At 58.4% G+C, this 16,997-nt stretch carries 17 protein-coding genes; 15 read left to right on the top strand and 2 right to left on the bottom strand.

All coding sequences use genetic code 11. The features are described 5' to 3' along the window. Positions 1 to 10 precede the first annotated feature (10 nt). The 3 genes from PI93_RS21115 (at position 11) to PI93_RS21105 (ending at position 3,345) form a co-directional block, all read left to right on the top strand. Positions 11 to 1,369: a spinster family MFS transporter gene (locus PI93_RS21115; RefSeq protein WP_039365128.1), complete on the top strand. Its 1,359-nt coding sequence runs from the start codon at positions 11 to 13 to the stop codon at positions 1,367 to 1,369. Positions 1,370 to 1,419: 50 nt separating this feature from the next. Next, entirely contained in the window at positions 1,420 to 2,337 is a 918-nt protein-coding gene (locus PI93_RS21110; RefSeq protein WP_039365278.1) for a 3-keto-5-aminohexanoate cleavage protein, read from the top strand. A gap of 75 nt (positions 2,338 to 2,412) precedes the next feature. Continuing rightward, on the top strand, positions 2,413 to 3,345 hold the full coding sequence (locus PI93_RS21105; protein WP_039365130.1) for a 3-keto-5-aminohexanoate cleavage protein: 933 nt from the start codon (positions 2,413 to 2,415) through the stop codon (positions 3,343 to 3,345). Between the two features lie 90 nt (positions 3,346 to 3,435). Here the strand turns inward: PI93_RS21105 and PI93_RS21100 are convergent, their stop codons facing one another. Together PI93_RS21100 and PI93_RS21095 are read right to left on the bottom strand one after the other, a co-directional pair. Then, positions 3,436 to 4,626, bottom strand: coding sequence for a tyrosine-type recombinase/integrase (locus tag PI93_RS21100; protein ID WP_039365134.1), 1,191 nt, complete (start codon positions 4,624 to 4,626; stop codon positions 3,436 to 3,438). A gap of 362 nt (positions 4,627 to 4,988) precedes the next feature. Continuing rightward, a complete protein-coding gene (locus PI93_RS21095) occupies positions 4,989 to 5,927 on the bottom strand; it encodes a LysR family transcriptional regulator (protein WP_158453263.1) in 939 nt (312 codons plus the stop codon). A 733-nt stretch (positions 5,928 to 6,660) separates the two neighbouring features. Here PI93_RS21095 and PI93_RS21090 point away from each other — a divergent pair. From PI93_RS21090 to PI93_RS21035, 12 genes are all read left to right on the top strand, one after another. Further along, the gene (locus PI93_RS21090; RefSeq protein ID WP_052240293.1) at positions 6,661 to 8,349 is read left to right on the top strand and encodes a bifunctional 3-(3-hydroxy-phenyl)propionate/3-hydroxycinnamic acid hydroxylase; all 1,689 of its coding nucleotides are present in this window, start codon (positions 6,661 to 6,663) and stop codon (positions 8,347 to 8,349) included. Beyond that, positions 8,346 to 9,515, top strand: a complete 1,170-nt coding sequence (locus PI93_RS21085) for a VOC family protein (RefSeq protein WP_052240294.1) — start codon at positions 8,346 to 8,348, stop codon at positions 9,513 to 9,515. The genes PI93_RS21090 and PI93_RS21085 overlap by 4 nt, the downstream gene beginning before the upstream one ends. Then, entirely contained in the window at positions 9,484 to 10,335 is an 852-nt protein-coding gene (locus PI93_RS21080) for an alpha/beta fold hydrolase (protein ID WP_236109273.1), read from the top strand. Before PI93_RS21085 ends, PI93_RS21080 begins: the two co-directional genes overlap by 32 nt. Continuing rightward, the gene (locus PI93_RS21075; protein ID WP_144400233.1) at positions 10,292 to 10,738 is read left to right on the top strand and encodes a GlcG/HbpS family heme-binding protein; all 447 of its coding nucleotides are present in this window, start codon (positions 10,292 to 10,294) and stop codon (positions 10,736 to 10,738) included. The genes PI93_RS21080 and PI93_RS21075 overlap by 44 nt, the downstream gene beginning before the upstream one ends. Positions 10,739 to 10,740: 2 nt before the next feature. Further along, positions 10,741 to 11,595, top strand: coding sequence for a fumarylacetoacetate hydrolase family protein (locus PI93_RS21070; protein WP_039365140.1), 855 nt, complete (start codon positions 10,741 to 10,743; stop codon positions 11,593 to 11,595). Positions 11,596 to 11,727: 132 nt separating this feature from the next. Continuing rightward, positions 11,728 to 12,732: a SphA family protein gene (locus tag PI93_RS21065; RefSeq protein ID WP_039365141.1), complete on the top strand. Its 1,005-nt coding sequence runs from the start codon at positions 11,728 to 11,730 to the stop codon at positions 12,730 to 12,732. 43 nt (positions 12,733 to 12,775) lie between these two features. Next, positions 12,776 to 13,381 (top strand): nuclear transport factor 2 family protein, encoded by a 606-nt coding sequence (locus PI93_RS21060; protein ID WP_039365143.1) that lies wholly within the window; start codon positions 12,776 to 12,778, stop codon positions 13,379 to 13,381. A gap of 402 nt (positions 13,382 to 13,783) precedes the next feature. Next, positions 13,784 to 13,999: a hypothetical protein gene (locus PI93_RS21055; protein ID WP_158453264.1), complete on the top strand. Its 216-nt coding sequence runs from the start codon at positions 13,784 to 13,786 to the stop codon at positions 13,997 to 13,999. Between the two features lie 306 nt (positions 14,000 to 14,305). Then, complete coding sequence (locus PI93_RS21050; RefSeq protein ID WP_144400235.1) at positions 14,306 to 14,827, top strand: CS1 type fimbrial major subunit; 522 nt, start codon at positions 14,306 to 14,308, stop codon at positions 14,825 to 14,827. After that, a complete protein-coding gene (locus PI93_RS21045; protein ID WP_039365148.1) occupies positions 14,827 to 15,375 on the top strand; it encodes a hypothetical protein in 549 nt (182 codons plus the stop codon). Before PI93_RS21050 ends, PI93_RS21045 begins: the two co-directional genes overlap by 1 nt. 81 nt (positions 15,376 to 15,456) lie before the next feature. Next, positions 15,457 to 15,978 (top strand): CS1 type fimbrial major subunit, encoded by a 522-nt coding sequence (locus PI93_RS21040; protein ID WP_039365150.1) that lies wholly within the window; start codon positions 15,457 to 15,459, stop codon positions 15,976 to 15,978. Then, complete coding sequence (locus PI93_RS21035) at positions 15,978 to 16,496, top strand: hypothetical protein (RefSeq protein ID WP_039365152.1); 519 nt, start codon at positions 15,978 to 15,980, stop codon at positions 16,494 to 16,496. The genes PI93_RS21040 and PI93_RS21035 overlap by 1 nt, the downstream gene beginning before the upstream one ends. Positions 16,497 to 16,997: the final 501 nt, after the last annotated feature.

Raw genomic sequence — 16,997 nt, 5'->3', positions numbered from 1 at the left:
CTATGGAGACATGTTCATGTCGACACCAGATTCACTCACAGCAAGTTCCGGTACCGATCATGGCAATACCGTGCCGGCCGATGCGCTCAAGCCGGGTTCGACGGTCGCGAGCAAGGTGGCACGAGCCAGTTGGTATGCATTGGCGATCATGACGTTGATCAATGCGTGCCATTTCCTCGATCGCACCATGATCTCGATCATCGTGGAGCCGGTGCGTGCCGAGTTCGGCCTTCATGACAGTCAGATTGGTCTTTTGACAGGCCTGGCATACGGCGCGACATTTGCGCTGGCAGGAATCCCGATCGGGCTGCTGGTCGATCGGGTGAATCGGGTGCGCCTGCTCGCGGGGCTAGTGTTCATTTGGAGCGGCATGACGGTGTTGGCGGGCTTTGCGCAGTCCTTTCATCATCTTCTGCTGACTCGAATGGGTGTCGGTGCCGCAGAGGCGGGAGGATCGCCGACGTCCATGTCATTGATTGGCGATCTGTTTCCCCCGAACAAGCGTTCCACGGCGGTCGGCTATTTTTTCCTGGCAACGGGTATCGGCGCGCTTGCGAGTTTCCTGATCGGCGGTTTTGTGTCGGCACACTACGGTTGGCGGGCTGCCATGATGGTCGCGGGTGTCCCCGGTGTGCTGCTGGCACTTATCACGCTGCTCACCGTGCGCCATCCGGTGCGTGGTGCGAATGACCCAACGATGGGGGGCGTCAAGCGCGAATCTGCCGGCATTTGGGATGTGTTGCGTCACGCTTTTGCCAACCCGGCGATGCGAAACCTGTTGCTGGGGGTGTGTTTTGCGGCAGGAGGAGTGTCGACCATCGCGGCTTGGTTACCGTCTTACATGATGCGTTTTCATGGATTCAGCCTGAAGGAAGCCGGTTTTTCAGCCGCGATCGCAGGGGGTTTATTTAGTTCTCTCGGTTCTCTGGCCGGGGGATTCCTGAGCGATCGCCTCGCCAATACGGCCGTTCGCCGCCGTATGGATCTCTCGGCCGCAGCTTGTCTCGTGGCAGTGCTGCTGGCGATGTGCGGGTTGTGGAGCACCTCCGAGTACGCGGCATTGGGCGCACTGTGTCTGACGATGTTCTGCATTTTCGTGGTCTTCCCGGCGGCGTTCGGCACGATGCTGGGTATCACGGCACCGCAAATGCGAGGGACGACCTCGGCAACGCTTCAGATCGTGTCCAACTTTGTGGGCTATGGCGTGGGCCCGTTCGCAGTCGGCTGGTTAAGCGACTTTTATGGTGGCTCGCAATCGTTGCGATTGGCGATGATGACCGGTGGGGGCGTTTCATTGGTGCTGGCCGCCGTTACCTTTGCATTGTCCGCCCGGGCTTGCGGGCGGCGCTTCGGCACGCGAGCTCCTTAATCCAGGCGCATTTCAAAACACTTCGAATGGTTTAGGAGACACCGATGCCCGTGAGCTCAACTGTGGCCTTGCAAGACCGTCCCGTGGTCATTGAGGCTGCCATCTGTCCGTACCGCGCAATGGCGCCCGTGTGGGATGTGCACGGCATGATCAACGAGTCGAAGGCATGCATCGCAGCGGGGGCCGCCATCATTCATCACCATCACGATATGCGCTTTGACAGCGCGGCGTCGATTGATGAAATGCTCACCATGGGCCGTGCCGTGAAGGCGGCGCATCCGCAAGCCATGCTGTACCCGGATTTTCTCAGCGGTAACGTGGTTGGCGAATGGATTGCCCATTTTGCGCCGCTGACCCATGCGGGCGTGATGGATTTCTGCCCGGTGGATCCCGGTGGCGCATTCTCAGGACAGTTGGACGACGCGGGCGCGCCGATGGGGTCCAACAAAGTTCGCTTCACGTTTGACGATGCCAACGCCACGCTGCGTGCGGCCAACGACTGCAAGGCGCCGTTGACCGTGGGGGTGTCGGAGCCGTTCAATCTGCGCTGGGCGCTCGCGCAGCATGCCATTGGCGCGCTGCCGGTCGGTTCAATGATCAAACTCTACTTCGGTGGCGAGTACAGCCTCATCAAGATTGGCAAGCGTGCGCTCAACTTTGGGTTGCCTCCGACCACGGCCGCGCTCGATGCCTATGTCTCAATGCTCGAGGGTACCGGGTTGCCCTGGAGCGTGGGCGTGATGGGCGATGCGCTTCTGGACACACCTATCGCCCGTCACGCGTTGCAGCTTGGTGGGCATTTGCGGGTGGGAATCGAGGACGCGGCCGGGCGCTCGGATATGACCAACCGAGAGATGGTGGAAGTCGCGGTGGCCCTGGCACAGTCCGTCGGCCGTCCGGTCGCCACACCCGATCAGGCGCGGTGCGTATTGGGGCTTGATCCCGTCACCGAGAGATTGGCCGGTTGACGTTCGACGCAAAGATTTGTGCGCCAACCAATGATGTCATTTACACCAACACCCGATTCAGGAGCTACCCATATCATGGCCAATAGTGAGAAGCATTATGGCGCGCCGGTGGTGATCGAGGCTGCGGTGACCCCGCTTCGCAAGGGGGCACCTCTGCAACCTGCCGACGTTACGATTGCCGAGGCGAAGGCCTGTCTGGCGGCCGGCGCGGCCGTCATTCATCATCATCATGATTTTCGACTGTCGCGAGAGGAGGCAACCCAGCAGATTGTCGATATCGGACGAGGAATTCTTGACGCCTATCCTTCGGCATTGATCTATCCCGACTATATTGCCGGTCGTGATTCCGATCGTGCGATTGGCCGACGTTATCAGCCTGACGCGCTGCTACAGCCGATGTACGACGCGGGTGTGCTCAGAATGTTCGCGCTGGATCCTGGTTTCACGCTTTTCGGTCAAATGGATGCGGAAGGTTTGCCGTCGGCCTCCGTCACAGGGGGGGCGACCTATGCGGAATCGGACGCGATGGTGGCTTTCGGGCGTAAGGTGGGCGTGCCCATCTCGATAGGGGTGTATGAGCCGGGCAATTTGCGATGGATTCGAGCCTATGCTCGTGCCGGGAAGTTCCCGGCCGGATCGATCATCAAGCTGTATTTCGGCGGTGATTATCTGATGGGCCAGGATCGAGTGCCTGGCGTGACCTTCGGTCTTGCGCCGACCCCGGAAAGCCTCGACACGTACCTGGGCATGCTGGCAGATGTCGACATGCCGTGGTGTGTCAGCGTGCAGGGCGGCGCGTTGCTTGATCTTCCCCTGGCGCGATATGCCCTTGAACTGGGGGGGCATTTGCGCGTTGGCGTGGAAGACACGGCTGGCTGTACCACCCTGACGAACGCTCAGACGGTGGAGGCTGCGGTGGAATTGGCAAGACAAGTCGGCCGCCCCATTGCAAGAGGGGCTGAGGCGCTTGACGTGCTGAAGCGACCCCACGCAGCGCTCGCTGCTTGATTTCTTGTCTGAACGGAAGTTGCCGTATCCCTTTGGCACGGCGCTTCCCGTCATGACGTGTGGATGAGTTCACATACAAAATCCCCCAATTTACTGACTAAGATATATGGCCCAGTCGGACATCATGGATGCCCGTTTCTCAAACAAGTCACCGCGGGCGTAGGCTGCTTCTGCCTTGTCCTTCAGTAGGTGTGCCAGTGCGGCCTCCGCCACTTCACGTGGGTAGTGCGTGGTTTCTCCGACCCAATCGCGAAACGTGGAGCGGAACCCGTGCGCAGTGAGACCTGACCGGTCCATGCGCTTCAGCAGCTGGAGGAGAGCCATATTGGACAGCGGCCTATTTTTGCGCTGGCCCGGAAAAACGAACTCGTTCTGCTTAATGGCCTGCATATGTTTCAACAACGTCACTGCGGATGGTGACAGCGGGATGCGGTGCTCCTTTCCGGCCTTCATTCGTTCCGCTGGGATTCGCCAAATGGCAGTTGCGAGGTCGAACTCGTCCCAACGCGCTTCGATGACTTCGCTGGTCCGCGTGGCCGTCAAGATCAGTAGCTCCAACGCCTTCGCGGCCATCGTGTCGATGGTCCGAAGCTGCGTCATGAATTTGGGGGCGTCCGCATAAGGTAGCGCTGCGTGGTGAACCACTGCTTGAACTTTGGAGCGATTGGGAAGCAGATGGTCCAAGTGGCCTTTCCATCTTGCAGGATTCTCGCCGGTGCGATGGCCACGTACGGTAGCCCAGTCGAGTACAGATTCGATCCGGCCACGAACGCGCGAGGCAGTTTCGGTCTTTGAGGCCCAAATCGGCTCGAGTGCCTTCATGACTAGGTCGGTGTCGAGTTCAGTGATTGGCAGGGACCCAAAATGAGGGGAAGCGTAGGTCGCGAGCGTATTGCGCCACTGATCAGCGTGCTTCGCGTTTTTCCAGCCACTCGAATGAGCGTCAATGTAGGCTGCAGAGCATTCGTCAAACGTGGTTGCCTTAACTGCACTGGCCTTGACTAGCGCCTGCTCTTGTTGCTTCGCGTCGAGCGGATCGATTCCCTCGAGAAGCTGCTTGCGGACTTCGAGGGCCTTGATGCGGGCTTCCGACAGACTGACTGTGTGCACCGAGCCGAGACCCATGCCGCGCGCTCGGCCGCTCCTCATGTATCGGAACAGCCAAGATTTCACTCCGCCCTTAGTGATCTGCAAGTAAAGGCCGGCTCCGTCGCCGTACAGTCCAGGCTCCGACAGTCGATTGACCTGAAGCGCGCTAAGTTTGTTGATTGCGTTTGCCATGTTGCCAGTTTACCTCGTCGACTATCAAAATGACTATCAAATTGTCGCTGGATTTATCTGGAACATGTCGGACGATAGGGGATGGAAAACCACGGAAAGCCCTTTGAAATAAGGGGGTGTGTGGATCTTGTTGGAATTTTTTGGAATGCAGTTAGAAAGACACCCTCTCCGCCAAGCATCTGGCTTTGCAAAGAAGTGCCCGCTAATCTAGCGGGCATTTTTTTCGTCTGTACGCTTCGAATATTCGACATTTGTCTAATATTCCCGAACTTACGATGCCTTCTGCGTCACGCGGTTGGGTTCGACCACACCGCGCCAATGTGACTTCACGTAGATCTCTGTCCCGGGCTTGCCCGTATCGATCAATCGACCGGCATCATGTTGCGCGGACGCAATTCCTCAGCATGCTCGTCCACGCTCAGATTGAGCAACGTCGCCGCGTGAATGAGCTGCTGCTTGAACCACTGTTGTGCGGCAATGGTATTGCTGCGCTGATGCCAACTCAGGTACATGACCACATCGGGCACGGAGAACGGCATCGAGCAGATGTCGATCTGCTCGCGCGCACGCGCGGTGATAGCGAAGCGTGCCGGCAGGGCAGCGATCAGATCGGAGTCGAGCAGAATGGACGTCGCCACCGAGAACTGATTGACCGTAATCTGAACGTTGCGCACCAACCCGCGATTAGCTAGTGCGTCGTCGATGGCGCTCGGATGGTCGTCTTCTCCCGCGAGATTCACGGCGAGTTGTGGGGCCTCGCAAAACTGCGCGAGGGAAAGCGGTTGCTTGAGCAAAGGATGATTGCTGCGCGCGACGATCACGTACGACTCAGACCATAGCGGCATCGATTGCAGGACGGCCGCTCTGGGCGGCGAAACACTCACAATGAAGTCGATTTCCCCGCGCATGAGTTTGGGGCCGGAAATTGCCGGCTCGTTAGGCATGACGAAGATGCTGGCGTCGGGTGCGATCGGATGCATGTTTCTGTAGAGACGCGGCAGGAGCAACGATGCGCATAGGTCGACCATCGACAGGCGAAATCGCTGCGACGTGTGCGGGGCATCGAATTCCGCCGGTATGACGGTGTTGTAGATATCCTCGATCGACTGATGAATCGCGGGCCACAGCGCCACGGCTCTGGGCGTCGGATTCACGCCGCGTACGGCTTTTACGAACAACTGGTCTTTAAAAAGATCACGCAGACGATTCAGTGCATTGCTTACGGCCGACTGCGTCATGTCGAGCTGCTCGGCAGCGCGCGTGACATGACGCTCGATCATCACGACGTCGAAAACTCTCATGAGGTTGAGGTCAAGCCTCATGCGCGCAAGGTCGACCTTGGCCGCGTGCGGGGAATCCCCAACTCCGTGTTGTGCAGTCACTGCATGTCTCCATCGTTATCATTTTGATTAATGATGATCATATTGCTGACCACTTTGATCAATGATTGTTAACTAAATATTCTCTGCCCATCAACACATTTAAAAATGGGTGGAGAAAAATGAAGCAATGTCAGGCGACAACCGCCCCACACACCAATGTCTTGCGCAACCTGGTATATCGCAGCGAGGGATAACGAGGTGGACATGCGAGACGAGCAAGGACGCATCCCGGCTTGCATCACTCTAGCTGGGACGGCATCGGGCGTCGGTCTGGCCCGTAACCCGCAAGTGTGGATGAAGCGCGGGAGACGTCTGCGAAATCGAGATCGAAGGCGTCGGCCTGCTTCGCAACACGGTGATCGAAGAGGCGTGACGTCACGCCTCGCATTTCACGAAATTCGTTTGACGATAGCGCAGTATTCAGTCGAATGCCCAATGAAGCAGATGAGCCAGAAAGCGGGTTCATCTGCTTCGTCGTTTTAGGGTCGACATTCGCAGTCGCGTGTTCGTGAAACCCATCGATGTATGAAACTTGAAGACGCGCGCCACCATCATCATTTCGACGAATGACGATGATATTGCCAACCATTTTGATCAAAATTTATTAGCTAAATATTCTTTGCCCATCAACACGTCAAAAGGGTGAAGAGAAGTGAGTCAAAGACTGGAGACAGCTACCGGCGTTCAGGCGGCGCGCAATGCAGGTGCGAAGGATCTGTACGACGTTGCGATCGTCGGCTACGGGCCGGGGGGCGAAGTCCTGGCATCCACACTGGGTGCCGCAGGCGTGCGCGTGATCGTGGTCGAGCGTTGGCCGCAGCCATATCCGCTTCCGCGCCTGACCTCGCTCGACGGCGAGGCATGCCGCGTGGTTCAGGCGACGGGTATCGGCATCGACGAGGCTTTTGACGATGCAGTGGATCTGCCGCAGGCCTATTTCGTCGACGCGGCAGGGGACCACCTGATGGTCGTCAATTACCCGGGCAAGCTGGGTGGATGGCCGTCGCGCGTGTCGATCTTCCAACCTGACTTTGAACGCGCAGTTGCCGACAAGGTGGCAACGATGCCTAACGTCGAGCTGTTGCGTGGTTGGGAAGCCAAAGCGATTGTGCAAACGGATGAACAGGTTGCGCTTAGCATCGAGCCGTTCTCACGTGACGGCGCACAAAGCCCTTCAGAGGCTCGCGTGATCCGCGCGAAGTATCTGGTCGGTACGGACGGTGCCCGCAGCTTTGTGCGATCCGCCATGGAAATCCCGATTCGCGATTTCAACCTGCACGAGCGCTGGCTGAACTTCGACGCGGACATCCTGCGTGAACTTCCCGAGCGATTCAAGGAATTGCGGATCTACATGGATCCGCAGCGCCCGCATATGTTCATGCCGATCGGCAAACGCCGGCTTCGTCTTGAATTCCGGGTCATGGAGGGCGAGACCGATGAAGCGATGGTAAAGCCCGAGGCAGCCTGGGCGTTTCTCGGAGGAGAGCCCTACGGTTTGGGCGAAGACGACATCAAGATCATGCGTCACGTGGTCTATCACTATCACACCCGAATCATCTCCCAGTGGCGCAAGGGCCGTGTTTTCCTCGGTGGCGATGCCGCGCACACCATGCCGCCGTACATGGGGCAAGGCGGGTGTTCGGCGATGCGCGACGGCCGAAATCTCGGCTGGAAGCTTGTCGAGGTGCTGACCGGTCGCAGCGACGCTGCGCTGCTTGACACATACGGACCTGAGCGCGAACCGCATATGAGGACGATCGCGATGGCTTCGGACCGTCTGTCGCGCGTTGTGAACATCATGGATCCGGCGCATGCGGCAAAGCGCGACGCGGGAATGCGCGGACAGAAGGAAGCGCTTCCGCCGGAACTGCCGGGCCTAGTCACCGGAGTGCTTCACCACGACGCCGATGGCAACGTCGCCAATGGCGCGGGACTGTTCACACCGCAGGGCCGCCTGCACCGCGATGGCGTCGAGGCGCTGGGCGACGAGTTCCTCGGCAGCGGCTTCCAACTCTGGTGCCGCAAGGATCCGGCAAACGATCTGAGCAGCTATGCGCGCAAGGTACTCGACCGCCTGGGCTGCACGCTAGGCGTTTTCGACGACGTGGCTTCCAGGCATGCGTTTGACGACACCGAAGGCGTCTACCTGTCGTTTCTCGATCAGCTCGACGCCGATGTGGCGCTGGTTCGTCCCGACTTTTATCTGTTCGGTGCAGTGAAGGCCAGCGAACTCAACGACCTGATTTCGGAGCTCGCGGAGCGTCTTCACAGCAAGGGGCTTGACGCATCGGCGGCTGCGAGCGTCACGGCCATGGCATTCACTGATCGGGAGGGAGCATGACCTACAACGTTGGCGGCCTTAAGCAGAATCAACCTTTCCGCATCCGACGCATCGGGCACTTCGGTTTTCATTCGCCGGATGTCGACGCGACTGCGGCATTCCTGTCACGGTCGCTGGGACTGGCCATCAGCGACGAAGACGATTTCACCTCACGTGTCCCGAGTTTGCCGAAAAAGGATGCGACCGGTTGGTTCCTGCGCTGCGGGGCTGATCATCACACGCTGGTCATCGGCAGCCAGAACATGATCGACACACGCGAACCCGCGCGAAAGGGGGCAATCGTGGGGCAGATCTCGTGGCAGGTCGGCAGTCTACGCGAGGTGGTCGAGGGAACGAGCTTTCTGGAGAAGAACGCGCACCTTCGCCGCGTGGGGCGCGATGCCCCGGGATCGAACTGGCACGCGTACGCGTACGACCCGGATGGCTACATCAACGAGATCTACTACGGCATGGAGCAGATCGGCTGGGATGGGCGCAGCAAGCCGAAGTCGATGTACGACCGCGCGTTTCATTCGACGCCGCCGTTGCCTCAGATAGCCGAGTACCAGGAGGTCGACACAGCACTCGACCGTGGCGACTCGCTGGACGGCTACAGGAACCTCGAGCGTCGCGACGCCGCTTACGACGTCGAAGGCGTATGGATGCCGCAACCGTTCAAGCTGACCCGTCTCGCCCGAATCAGTTTGTACGTCTCGAATATGGAAGCCTCGCTTGGCTTCTATCGCGACACACTGGGTCTGACGGTGAGTGAGCGCCTGACCGTTCAGGGGCACGAGTGCGTATTCCTGCGTGCGGACGACGAGCATCACACGCTGGCACTTTATCCGCGTGCGTTGCGCGAGCGCTTTGATTTCGCCGCGGCCTACGGCTTTGCCGTCGCCAGTTATCAGCAATTGCTCGACGCGCGCCGGTTCCTGCAGAGCCAACCGGGCGTAAAGATTCTGGCGTTGCCCGCGGAGTTGTCTCCGGGCGTGCATTACGGCTTCTGGGTACAGGGGCCCGATCAACTCGCGATTCATATCTTCTACGGCATGGATCGTGTCGAGCGCAATGGCGACGCGCCACGTCCGACGGTGTTCCCCGCAGCGCCGGACAACTGGCCAGACACCATCGTGCATGGCGGATGCGCCTGGTATGACCCGCCCTTTACCGGCCCGCTGGCCTGAGGATTTCACGATGCCGTTTCTCGATGTACCGGGCGCGCGCCTACGCTACGACGTGGTGGGCGGCGGCCCGCCGATGATCTTCGTTCACGGCGCGGGCGCGAACTCGATCGTGTTTTTTCAGCAGGTGGCGCACTTTCAACGCAGTCGAAGGGTGATCTGTCTGGACATGCGCGGCTTTGGCGGTTCGATTTGCGATGCCGCCACGTTCCATCCGCGCTTGTTCAGTGAAGACCTTGCGCGTCTGATGGACGTCGAAGCCCACGAACCTGCGGCCGTCGTTTGCCAGTCGATGGGTGCCTGGTCCGGCCTGCCGCTGGCCGTACGGGAGCCCGAGCGATTCACGGGCCTTGTGCTCTCGGGGTCACCGACGCCCGCGTACGGACCTCATCACAAGGTGCTTGAGCAGGTATCGGAGCGGTTTCGCCGCGTGGCGGCGGGGGAGGCGGTGCCGCCCCAAGACCTTGGATTCAGCGAGCGGTTCGTCGCCGAGCGCCCCGACCTGATTGCGCTGTATCAGATGCTCGCCCGCAGGAACCAGAAGGTCGACCTTTCCACCATCACGGACGAAGCGCTTCGCCTCATGCCCGAGCATTTCGCAGGGTATCGCCTGCCCACGTTGGTCATGGGCGGCGTCCAGAACCGACTGATCGGCGGACAGACGCACCTCGTCGCGGCGAGCTGCATCCCTGGGGCACGTGCTTACACATTCACGGAATCGGGACACTCGTCGTATTTCGAGGAACCCGAACACTACAACCGCGTGGTCGAGAGCTTCTTTGAAGAAGTCGAAGGCGCCGGGGAGGAAAAGCATGCTGAATAAACCGTCGTTGGGCTTGGGCGATGCGCAGGCGCTGGTTGAATATGCGCGCGCCTATGCCGCCGAACGCGGATTTCCCGTGTCGATCGTCGTCGTCGACATAACAACGTATATGCAGGCGGCGGCGCGCATGGATAGGGCGCCGCTGATGAGCGCGGAAGGTGCGTTTGATAAGGCGCGCAGCGCTGCGGAAGGCGGTCATCCGACGACGTTCTTCGAAAAGCCGCTGAACGAAGGGCGCTTCTCCATGGTCACGATGCCCCACACCCCGCTGGAAGGCGGCGTGCCGGTGTTTGTCGACGACCAGTGTGTCGGGGCAGTGGGCGTGGCGGGGGCACCGCCGCACGTCGACGCGCAGATCGCCGAATTCGCGATCGCGGAATTCCTGAGAACCCTGAAAGGATAACGATGAAACTGATGAGCTTTTCCCATGGAGGCCGCTCAAGCTGGGGCGTGGCGAGCGAGCAGGGGATCATCGACGTACGCGCACTGAGCGGCAATAGTTGGCCGACCTTGCGCGACATGCTCTCTGCCGGTGCGTTGCCGCATGTTGCCGAACTGATCCGGAACGCCGAACCGACATTGAAGTTCGAGGACGTCGTATTCGAGCCGGTGATTCCGAATCCGCCGAAGATTTTCTGTATCGGAATCGCTTATCACGATCACCGCATCGAAACGGGACGAGACGTTAGCGCAAGGCCGATGGTGTTCGGCAGATTCGCGAACTCGCAAGTCGGCCACGGACAGCCGATCCTGCGTCCGCCCGAGTCGGAGCAACTGGACTTCGAGGGCGAGATTGCCGTGGTCATCGGCAAGCGCGGGAGGCGTATTGACGTGGAAGATGCCTGGGAGCATGTTGCTGGCTACTCGGCCTACTGCGACGGGACCATCCGCGACTGGCAGCGTCACACGCAGCAATGGACGCCGGGCAAGAACTTCTACGGCACGGGCGGTTTCGGTCCCTGGATGGTGACGCGCGACGAGATTGCCGATGGGGCCAATATCAGTCTGGTGACCCGATTGAATGGCGTCGAAGTGCAGCGCACGAGCACCGATCTATTGATCTTCAGCATTCCGGAAATGATTGCATACCTGTCCACCTTTACCGAACTGGAACCGGGCGATGTCATTGCGACCGGCACGCCAGGCGGTGTGGGCGGCAAGCGGGTTCCGCCGTTATGGATGAAGGATGGCGGCGTGCTGGAGGTGGAAGTCGGAGGTGTCGGTACGCTGCGTCATCCGATCCGGAACGAAGTCGTGTAGGCAGGCGCGGGCATTGCCCGCAAAACCCTGGCCCCTGGAGGGGGGGGCGGGGGGGAGCTGCTGGATCGGGTAGTTCGGTTTTTGTTGTGTAGGTAGTAGTACTAATTATATTGATAATGAGACGGAGACTTCATGAAATCGAATACCTTCAATGGCAGCTTGCGTGCCATTGGTCTGGCGGCAATGCTGACGTGCGCCGCGGTTCCCGGCATGGTGCGTGCGTCGACCTACCAGCCCGGGGGGCTGAATCTCGGTGCATCGTCGTTTCACGACGGGTTCGGGGGGCTCGAGCCGGGGTGGGCCACGGTCCAGCTTCTGCAGTTCAAGAATAACGACAAGTTCTACGACAACAACGGCAACAAACCGGGGACCTTCAGGAATCCAAAACTGACGTCATTCCTCTGGCTCCCTCAGATCGCCTACACGTCGCCGATCCGCGTGTTCGGCGGGGCGCTCGGATTTACCGTGCTGTTGCCGGTGATGTCGATGCACGGCAGCTCCGACGCGGGGAGCATGCAGCAACTGACGGCACGCTCGGGCGTCGGCGACATTATTTTCGGGCCGTACTTGCAGATGGCGCCTGTCATCAGTGGTGGCCGTCCGGTGTTCTCGCAGCGTTTCGAGTTTGACGTGATCGCGCCGACCGGTGCGTACAACCCGAGCAAGTTGGCGAACCCGAGTTCGGGATTCTGGTCGTTGAACCCTCATTGGGCCATGACGTTCCTGCCGACGGCGAAAACGGAGATTTCGCTGCGTCTGCACTATCTGTACAACTTCTCCAACCACAATCCGGGCGTGAATCTGTCGGACGGTCCACAGTTTTCCCAGCCGAACCCGTTCGTGATCGATCGATTCCGTGCGGGGCAAGCGGTATGGGTCAACTTCACGGCGTCGTACAAGGTGCTGCCGAATCTGAACGTGGGGATCAACGGCTTCTGGTTTCGCCAGATCACCGATGACACCGTCGACGGCCGTCCCCAGACGGGATTTCGCACGACGAACCTGTCGATCGGCCCTGGCGCGCAATGGACGGTCGACAACAAGAATTTCGTTTTCATGAACATCTATCTGCCGGTCAGCGAGCGCAACACGTACTCCGGCTTCCAGATGGGGTTGCGCTGGATTCACGCGTTCTGAACGCACGGGCCGGGTTGGCAGGGAATGACTTAGGGAGCGAGGCATGACAGGGGAACAGGAACTGGCCGATCGATTCGCCATTCGCGAACTGATCGAGAACTGGGTGGTGTGGCGTGACGCCGGCGAGTGGGAGCGGTTCGCAACCGTCTGGCACGACGACGGCGTGATGATGGCCACCTGGTTCCAGGGCCCGGCGCGTGAGTTCATCAACGTCAGCCGAGAAGGTTGGAAGAAGGGCGTGAGCATTCTGCATTTCCTCGGCGGATCGTCGATCGATCTCGAGGGGAATCGCGCCGTGGTGCAGACGAAAATGACCATTTCGCAGAGAGGCGAAGTCAACGGTGCGCTGTGCGATGTCGTGTGCACGGGACGCTTCTACGACTTGCTGGAGAAGCGCGCGGGTCGATGGGGGATGGTCTGGCGCCAGCCGATCTATGAGAAGGATCGTGTCGATCCTGTCGATCCGGCGATGCGTCTCGCCTTCGATCAGTCGGCACTGGCCCGATTCCCTTCGGGGTATCGGCATCTGGCGTATATCCAGACGCAGGCAGGCTTTGAAGTGAAGCTCGACATGCCTGGGATGACGGGGCCTGAGATCGACCTGGTACTGGAGCGTGGGGCTCGCTGGCTGGCAGGTGATGCGGCTTAGGGAAAGTAAGCTGCCAACGCATATCTGACGCAACAGGCCTTCAGAAACGGCTCGTGCGCGTGTGCCACATTCAAACCATTCTGCAATGGGGGGCATGGCAGGGGTTGAATCGGAGACGATCGGTCGCGCCTTCGCCCTTCAGATCGTACAGAGCAAAGTCCGCAACGCCTGCTTTCGTCCGGGCCACTCGGAACATCGCCGTTCCTCCTTTACTACTACTGCAACCACCGCGGACGTGAATTTTTAGATGCCCGTGGCACGAAAAGATCATTCAGATCAATCCGCGTGTTTCGGTGTCTTCCTGAGCAGGGTTGATCGCACACACCACGGCTTGACGGCGGGTTGTCGCACCGAGCTTCTTCGTTACTGGCCTCGGAGAAGCCGTGCTCGAGGCATAGTTCCATGACCGGCAACCTTCGCCTCGGCATCCTGCTGGAAACCGATGATTTGCTCGTCGGTGAATCTCTTCTTCATGTCCAATCTTCTGACTGCGTGGTTGGACGCCAAATCGCCGCGCGACTCAAATCGGGGAAACGTCGCATGCCGACGATGCGGTTTTCGCTCTGCGTGCGTTGCCGATTCCGCTTTACGCCACTCGATAGCGCCGCTGCAGCTTGAACGTCAGAGCGTCGCGTCCCGGAGTCAATCCCTCACGCCAGAACAAGCGCGTGTTCAGGCGCTTGATGTCCGTATTGATCGACTAAATGATCAAAATCTGAAAATCGCCTCAGGACTCCGGCCGTAAGATGTTGCGCTTCGCTCGTTTGCGCGGGGGGTAGGTGCAAAAGATTGAATAAAGAAAATATAGAACGACTGGCTTAAATAATATAGGGGTCTATCGCAAACACTGCCAACGCCTTTCCATTTGACTCATGAAAAATGAGTTGCATCAATGTAAAGATTCTATTTTCTAAGAAAGTAAATATGAAAAAATCCGTCGTAAAAATTGCAATGTTTGCGCTCGCCAGCGCTTCGATGTTTGCCAGTCCGGCTCACGCCGATCAAACGAACCGAAAATCGTTTGATATTCAACTCCAGGCGGTCGTGCCTTTCGTCCCGAGTTTTGAGGTTACCCCTGTCAACTGGAATCAGGCGGAGGTTCAAAATCTGACCTGGGATAACATGCAAAAGAGATTCAGCGACATCGCTCTGGGTATTAAGGTGAAAAGCAACGTTGGCAATGTCAGTGTGAAGCTTGCTGACAACCAAGAGCCTCGTGTGACTCACGAAACGGATGCTGATGCCTACTACGCGCTCGCTCCCCGAGTGAATGGCAAGGCGCTGACCGACACGTCGACCTCGATTGTCAATGCAGTCGACGCAAAGCAAGGAAAGGAAATCCAACTCCTGATTTCCTCGAAGGCCGAGGGAAAGACGGAGAGTGGCGCTGTCCCGGGAAAATACGCGGCGCAGCTTCGCCTGGTTTTCGAAACGACGATTGAATAATGCTGATAAAACACATTGCTCTGGCCACCATGGCCGCCTCGTTGGCGTTTTCCGCTGGCGCCGAAACCACACCGCCCTCTGCCAACCTGAACGTTGCTCTCGCCGGCGAAGTCCCTGTAGAGCGGGATTTTCTCAGGGTCACGCCCAGTGTGAATTTGAGTGCTCCGCTGAATGTCTCTTTTTCAGACCTCAGTATCCAACAACTCTTGTCGTTTGATATTGTCAGTTCGTATGAAAGGGTTGGAATTACGTTGCTAAATCAGGCAACTCTCATCAAGGGCTCAGTAACGCGCCTATTTCATGACGAGAACCCTGACTACTATCTGTCGAGCAATCTTTTAGCAAAGCTCGGATCCACTCCCACCAGCGACGACATCCTGTACGACAAGAAAAAGCCGTTCGTTCTAACAAATTTCCGTGCTGCCCGAGGTGAAAAACTTTATTTCGGCATAAAAAACATCGGGCGACATAGCCACGAGACGATGTTGCCTGGGAAGTATGGTATCAATTTCACCCTTGTGTTCGAGCCCAGGCTGGGCGTTCATTAACATAATGATTGTGTCCTCCCATCGGATTCGCGAAGAGTGAATTGCATCAACCAAATTCCTGTATTTTTTCTGAAAGTAAAGATGAAACACTCCGCCGTAAAAGTCGCAATGTTTGCGCTCGCCAGCGCTTCGATGTTTGCCAGTCCCGCTCACGCCGATCAAACGAACCGAAAATCGTTTGATATTCAACTCCAGGCGGTCGTGCCTTTCGTCCCGAGTTTTGAAGTTACCCCTGTCAACTGGAATCAGGCGGAGGTTCAAAATCTGACCTGGGATAACATGCAAAAGAGATTCAGCGACATCGCTCTGGGAATTAAGGTGAAAAGCAACGTTGGCAATGTCAGTGTGAAGCTTGCTGACAACCAGGAGCCTCGTGTGACTCACGAAACGGATGCTGACGCCTACTACGCACTCGCTCCCCGAGTGAATGGCAAGGCGCTGACCGACACGTCGACCTCGATTGTCAATGCAGTCGACGCAAAGCAAGGAAAGGAAATCCAACTCCTGATTTCCTCGAAGGCCGAGGGAAAGACGGAGAGTGGCGCTGTCCCGGGAAAATACGCGGCGCAGCTTCGCCTGGTTTTCGAAACGACGATTGAGTAATGCTGATAAAACACATTGCGCTGGCCACCATGGCCACCTCGTTGGCGTTTTCCGCTGGCGCCGAAACCACGCCGCCCTCTGCCAATCTGAACGTTGCGCTTGCCGGCGAAATTCCCGTGAAGCAAGGCACGCTTGAAGTTGACTCGCTTGATCCATTCGTTTTCGAACACGAACCGGTACCCCTTCGGATCCCGCAAAGCTGGGATGGAAAACGCCAGCTACTCCGCAGTTTTGACTTTCGCTTCAAAACCGACTGTGATGCGATTCGAGTGAAGTTCGACTCCCCAAACTGGGGAGAAAAGGGCCCACTCCTGACACACACGGAAATGCCGGACGCCAAGCTCGAAGTCATCGTGGCAGATGCTGAGGGGGACGTGGCGACCGGTGACGTCCGAGAGGTGCCGGGGGGCACCTACATCTCCGGAATCCTGCTGGCTCCTCGCCCCGTTGGCAGTCAGCCCCTGAGAGCAGGCGAGTATCGAGGGGCTCTCACCATCACATTCGAGCCCAAGCTGTAGACGGCGGAGCACCGGAGCGAAAGCAGGTTTGTTTACTGCGACCGAGTCCGCCAGCAGTCGGGCCGCCTGGCCTGGGAACCTCATCTCCTTTGGTCAGGCGGCTCCGCAGGGGCACCCTTCGCGACGGAAACATGGTACGAGGGGTGAATCTGCGTGGCGCGCCTCAAATGCGGCTTCCGCAGGTCGACTCGTTTGCACCGACGCCCCGAGGCGTTAGTTCGTCGAACGTGTAGCGCATCGCGCTCGATCAGCGGCTGGACGAGCGCAACAAAGTCATCGATGAAGATTCGTCCTCAGATCTCTCCGCTCAGGAGCGCCCTTGCTGTGATTCCGCTTGCCATGAGGCTCGAAGTACACAGCGTCGTAGCCGCTTGTGCCGGCGACGAGAAGAGGATCAGCGGCGTCATCAGACCGGGCCAATTTACCGAGACCTTCTTGATCGGAGGAGGAGCACATGTTCGGAAGATGTACTGACCGAGCATGTGAGAGTCGTTTCGCTTG

Origin of the sequence: Pandoraea fibrosis (assembly GCF_000807775.2) — a bacterium.
GTDB lineage: Bacteria > Pseudomonadota > Gammaproteobacteria > Burkholderiales > Burkholderiaceae > Pandoraea > Pandoraea fibrosis.
Note: the sequence above shows the minus strand (reverse complement) of the source record. Positions and strands in the feature narration are given on the sequence as shown.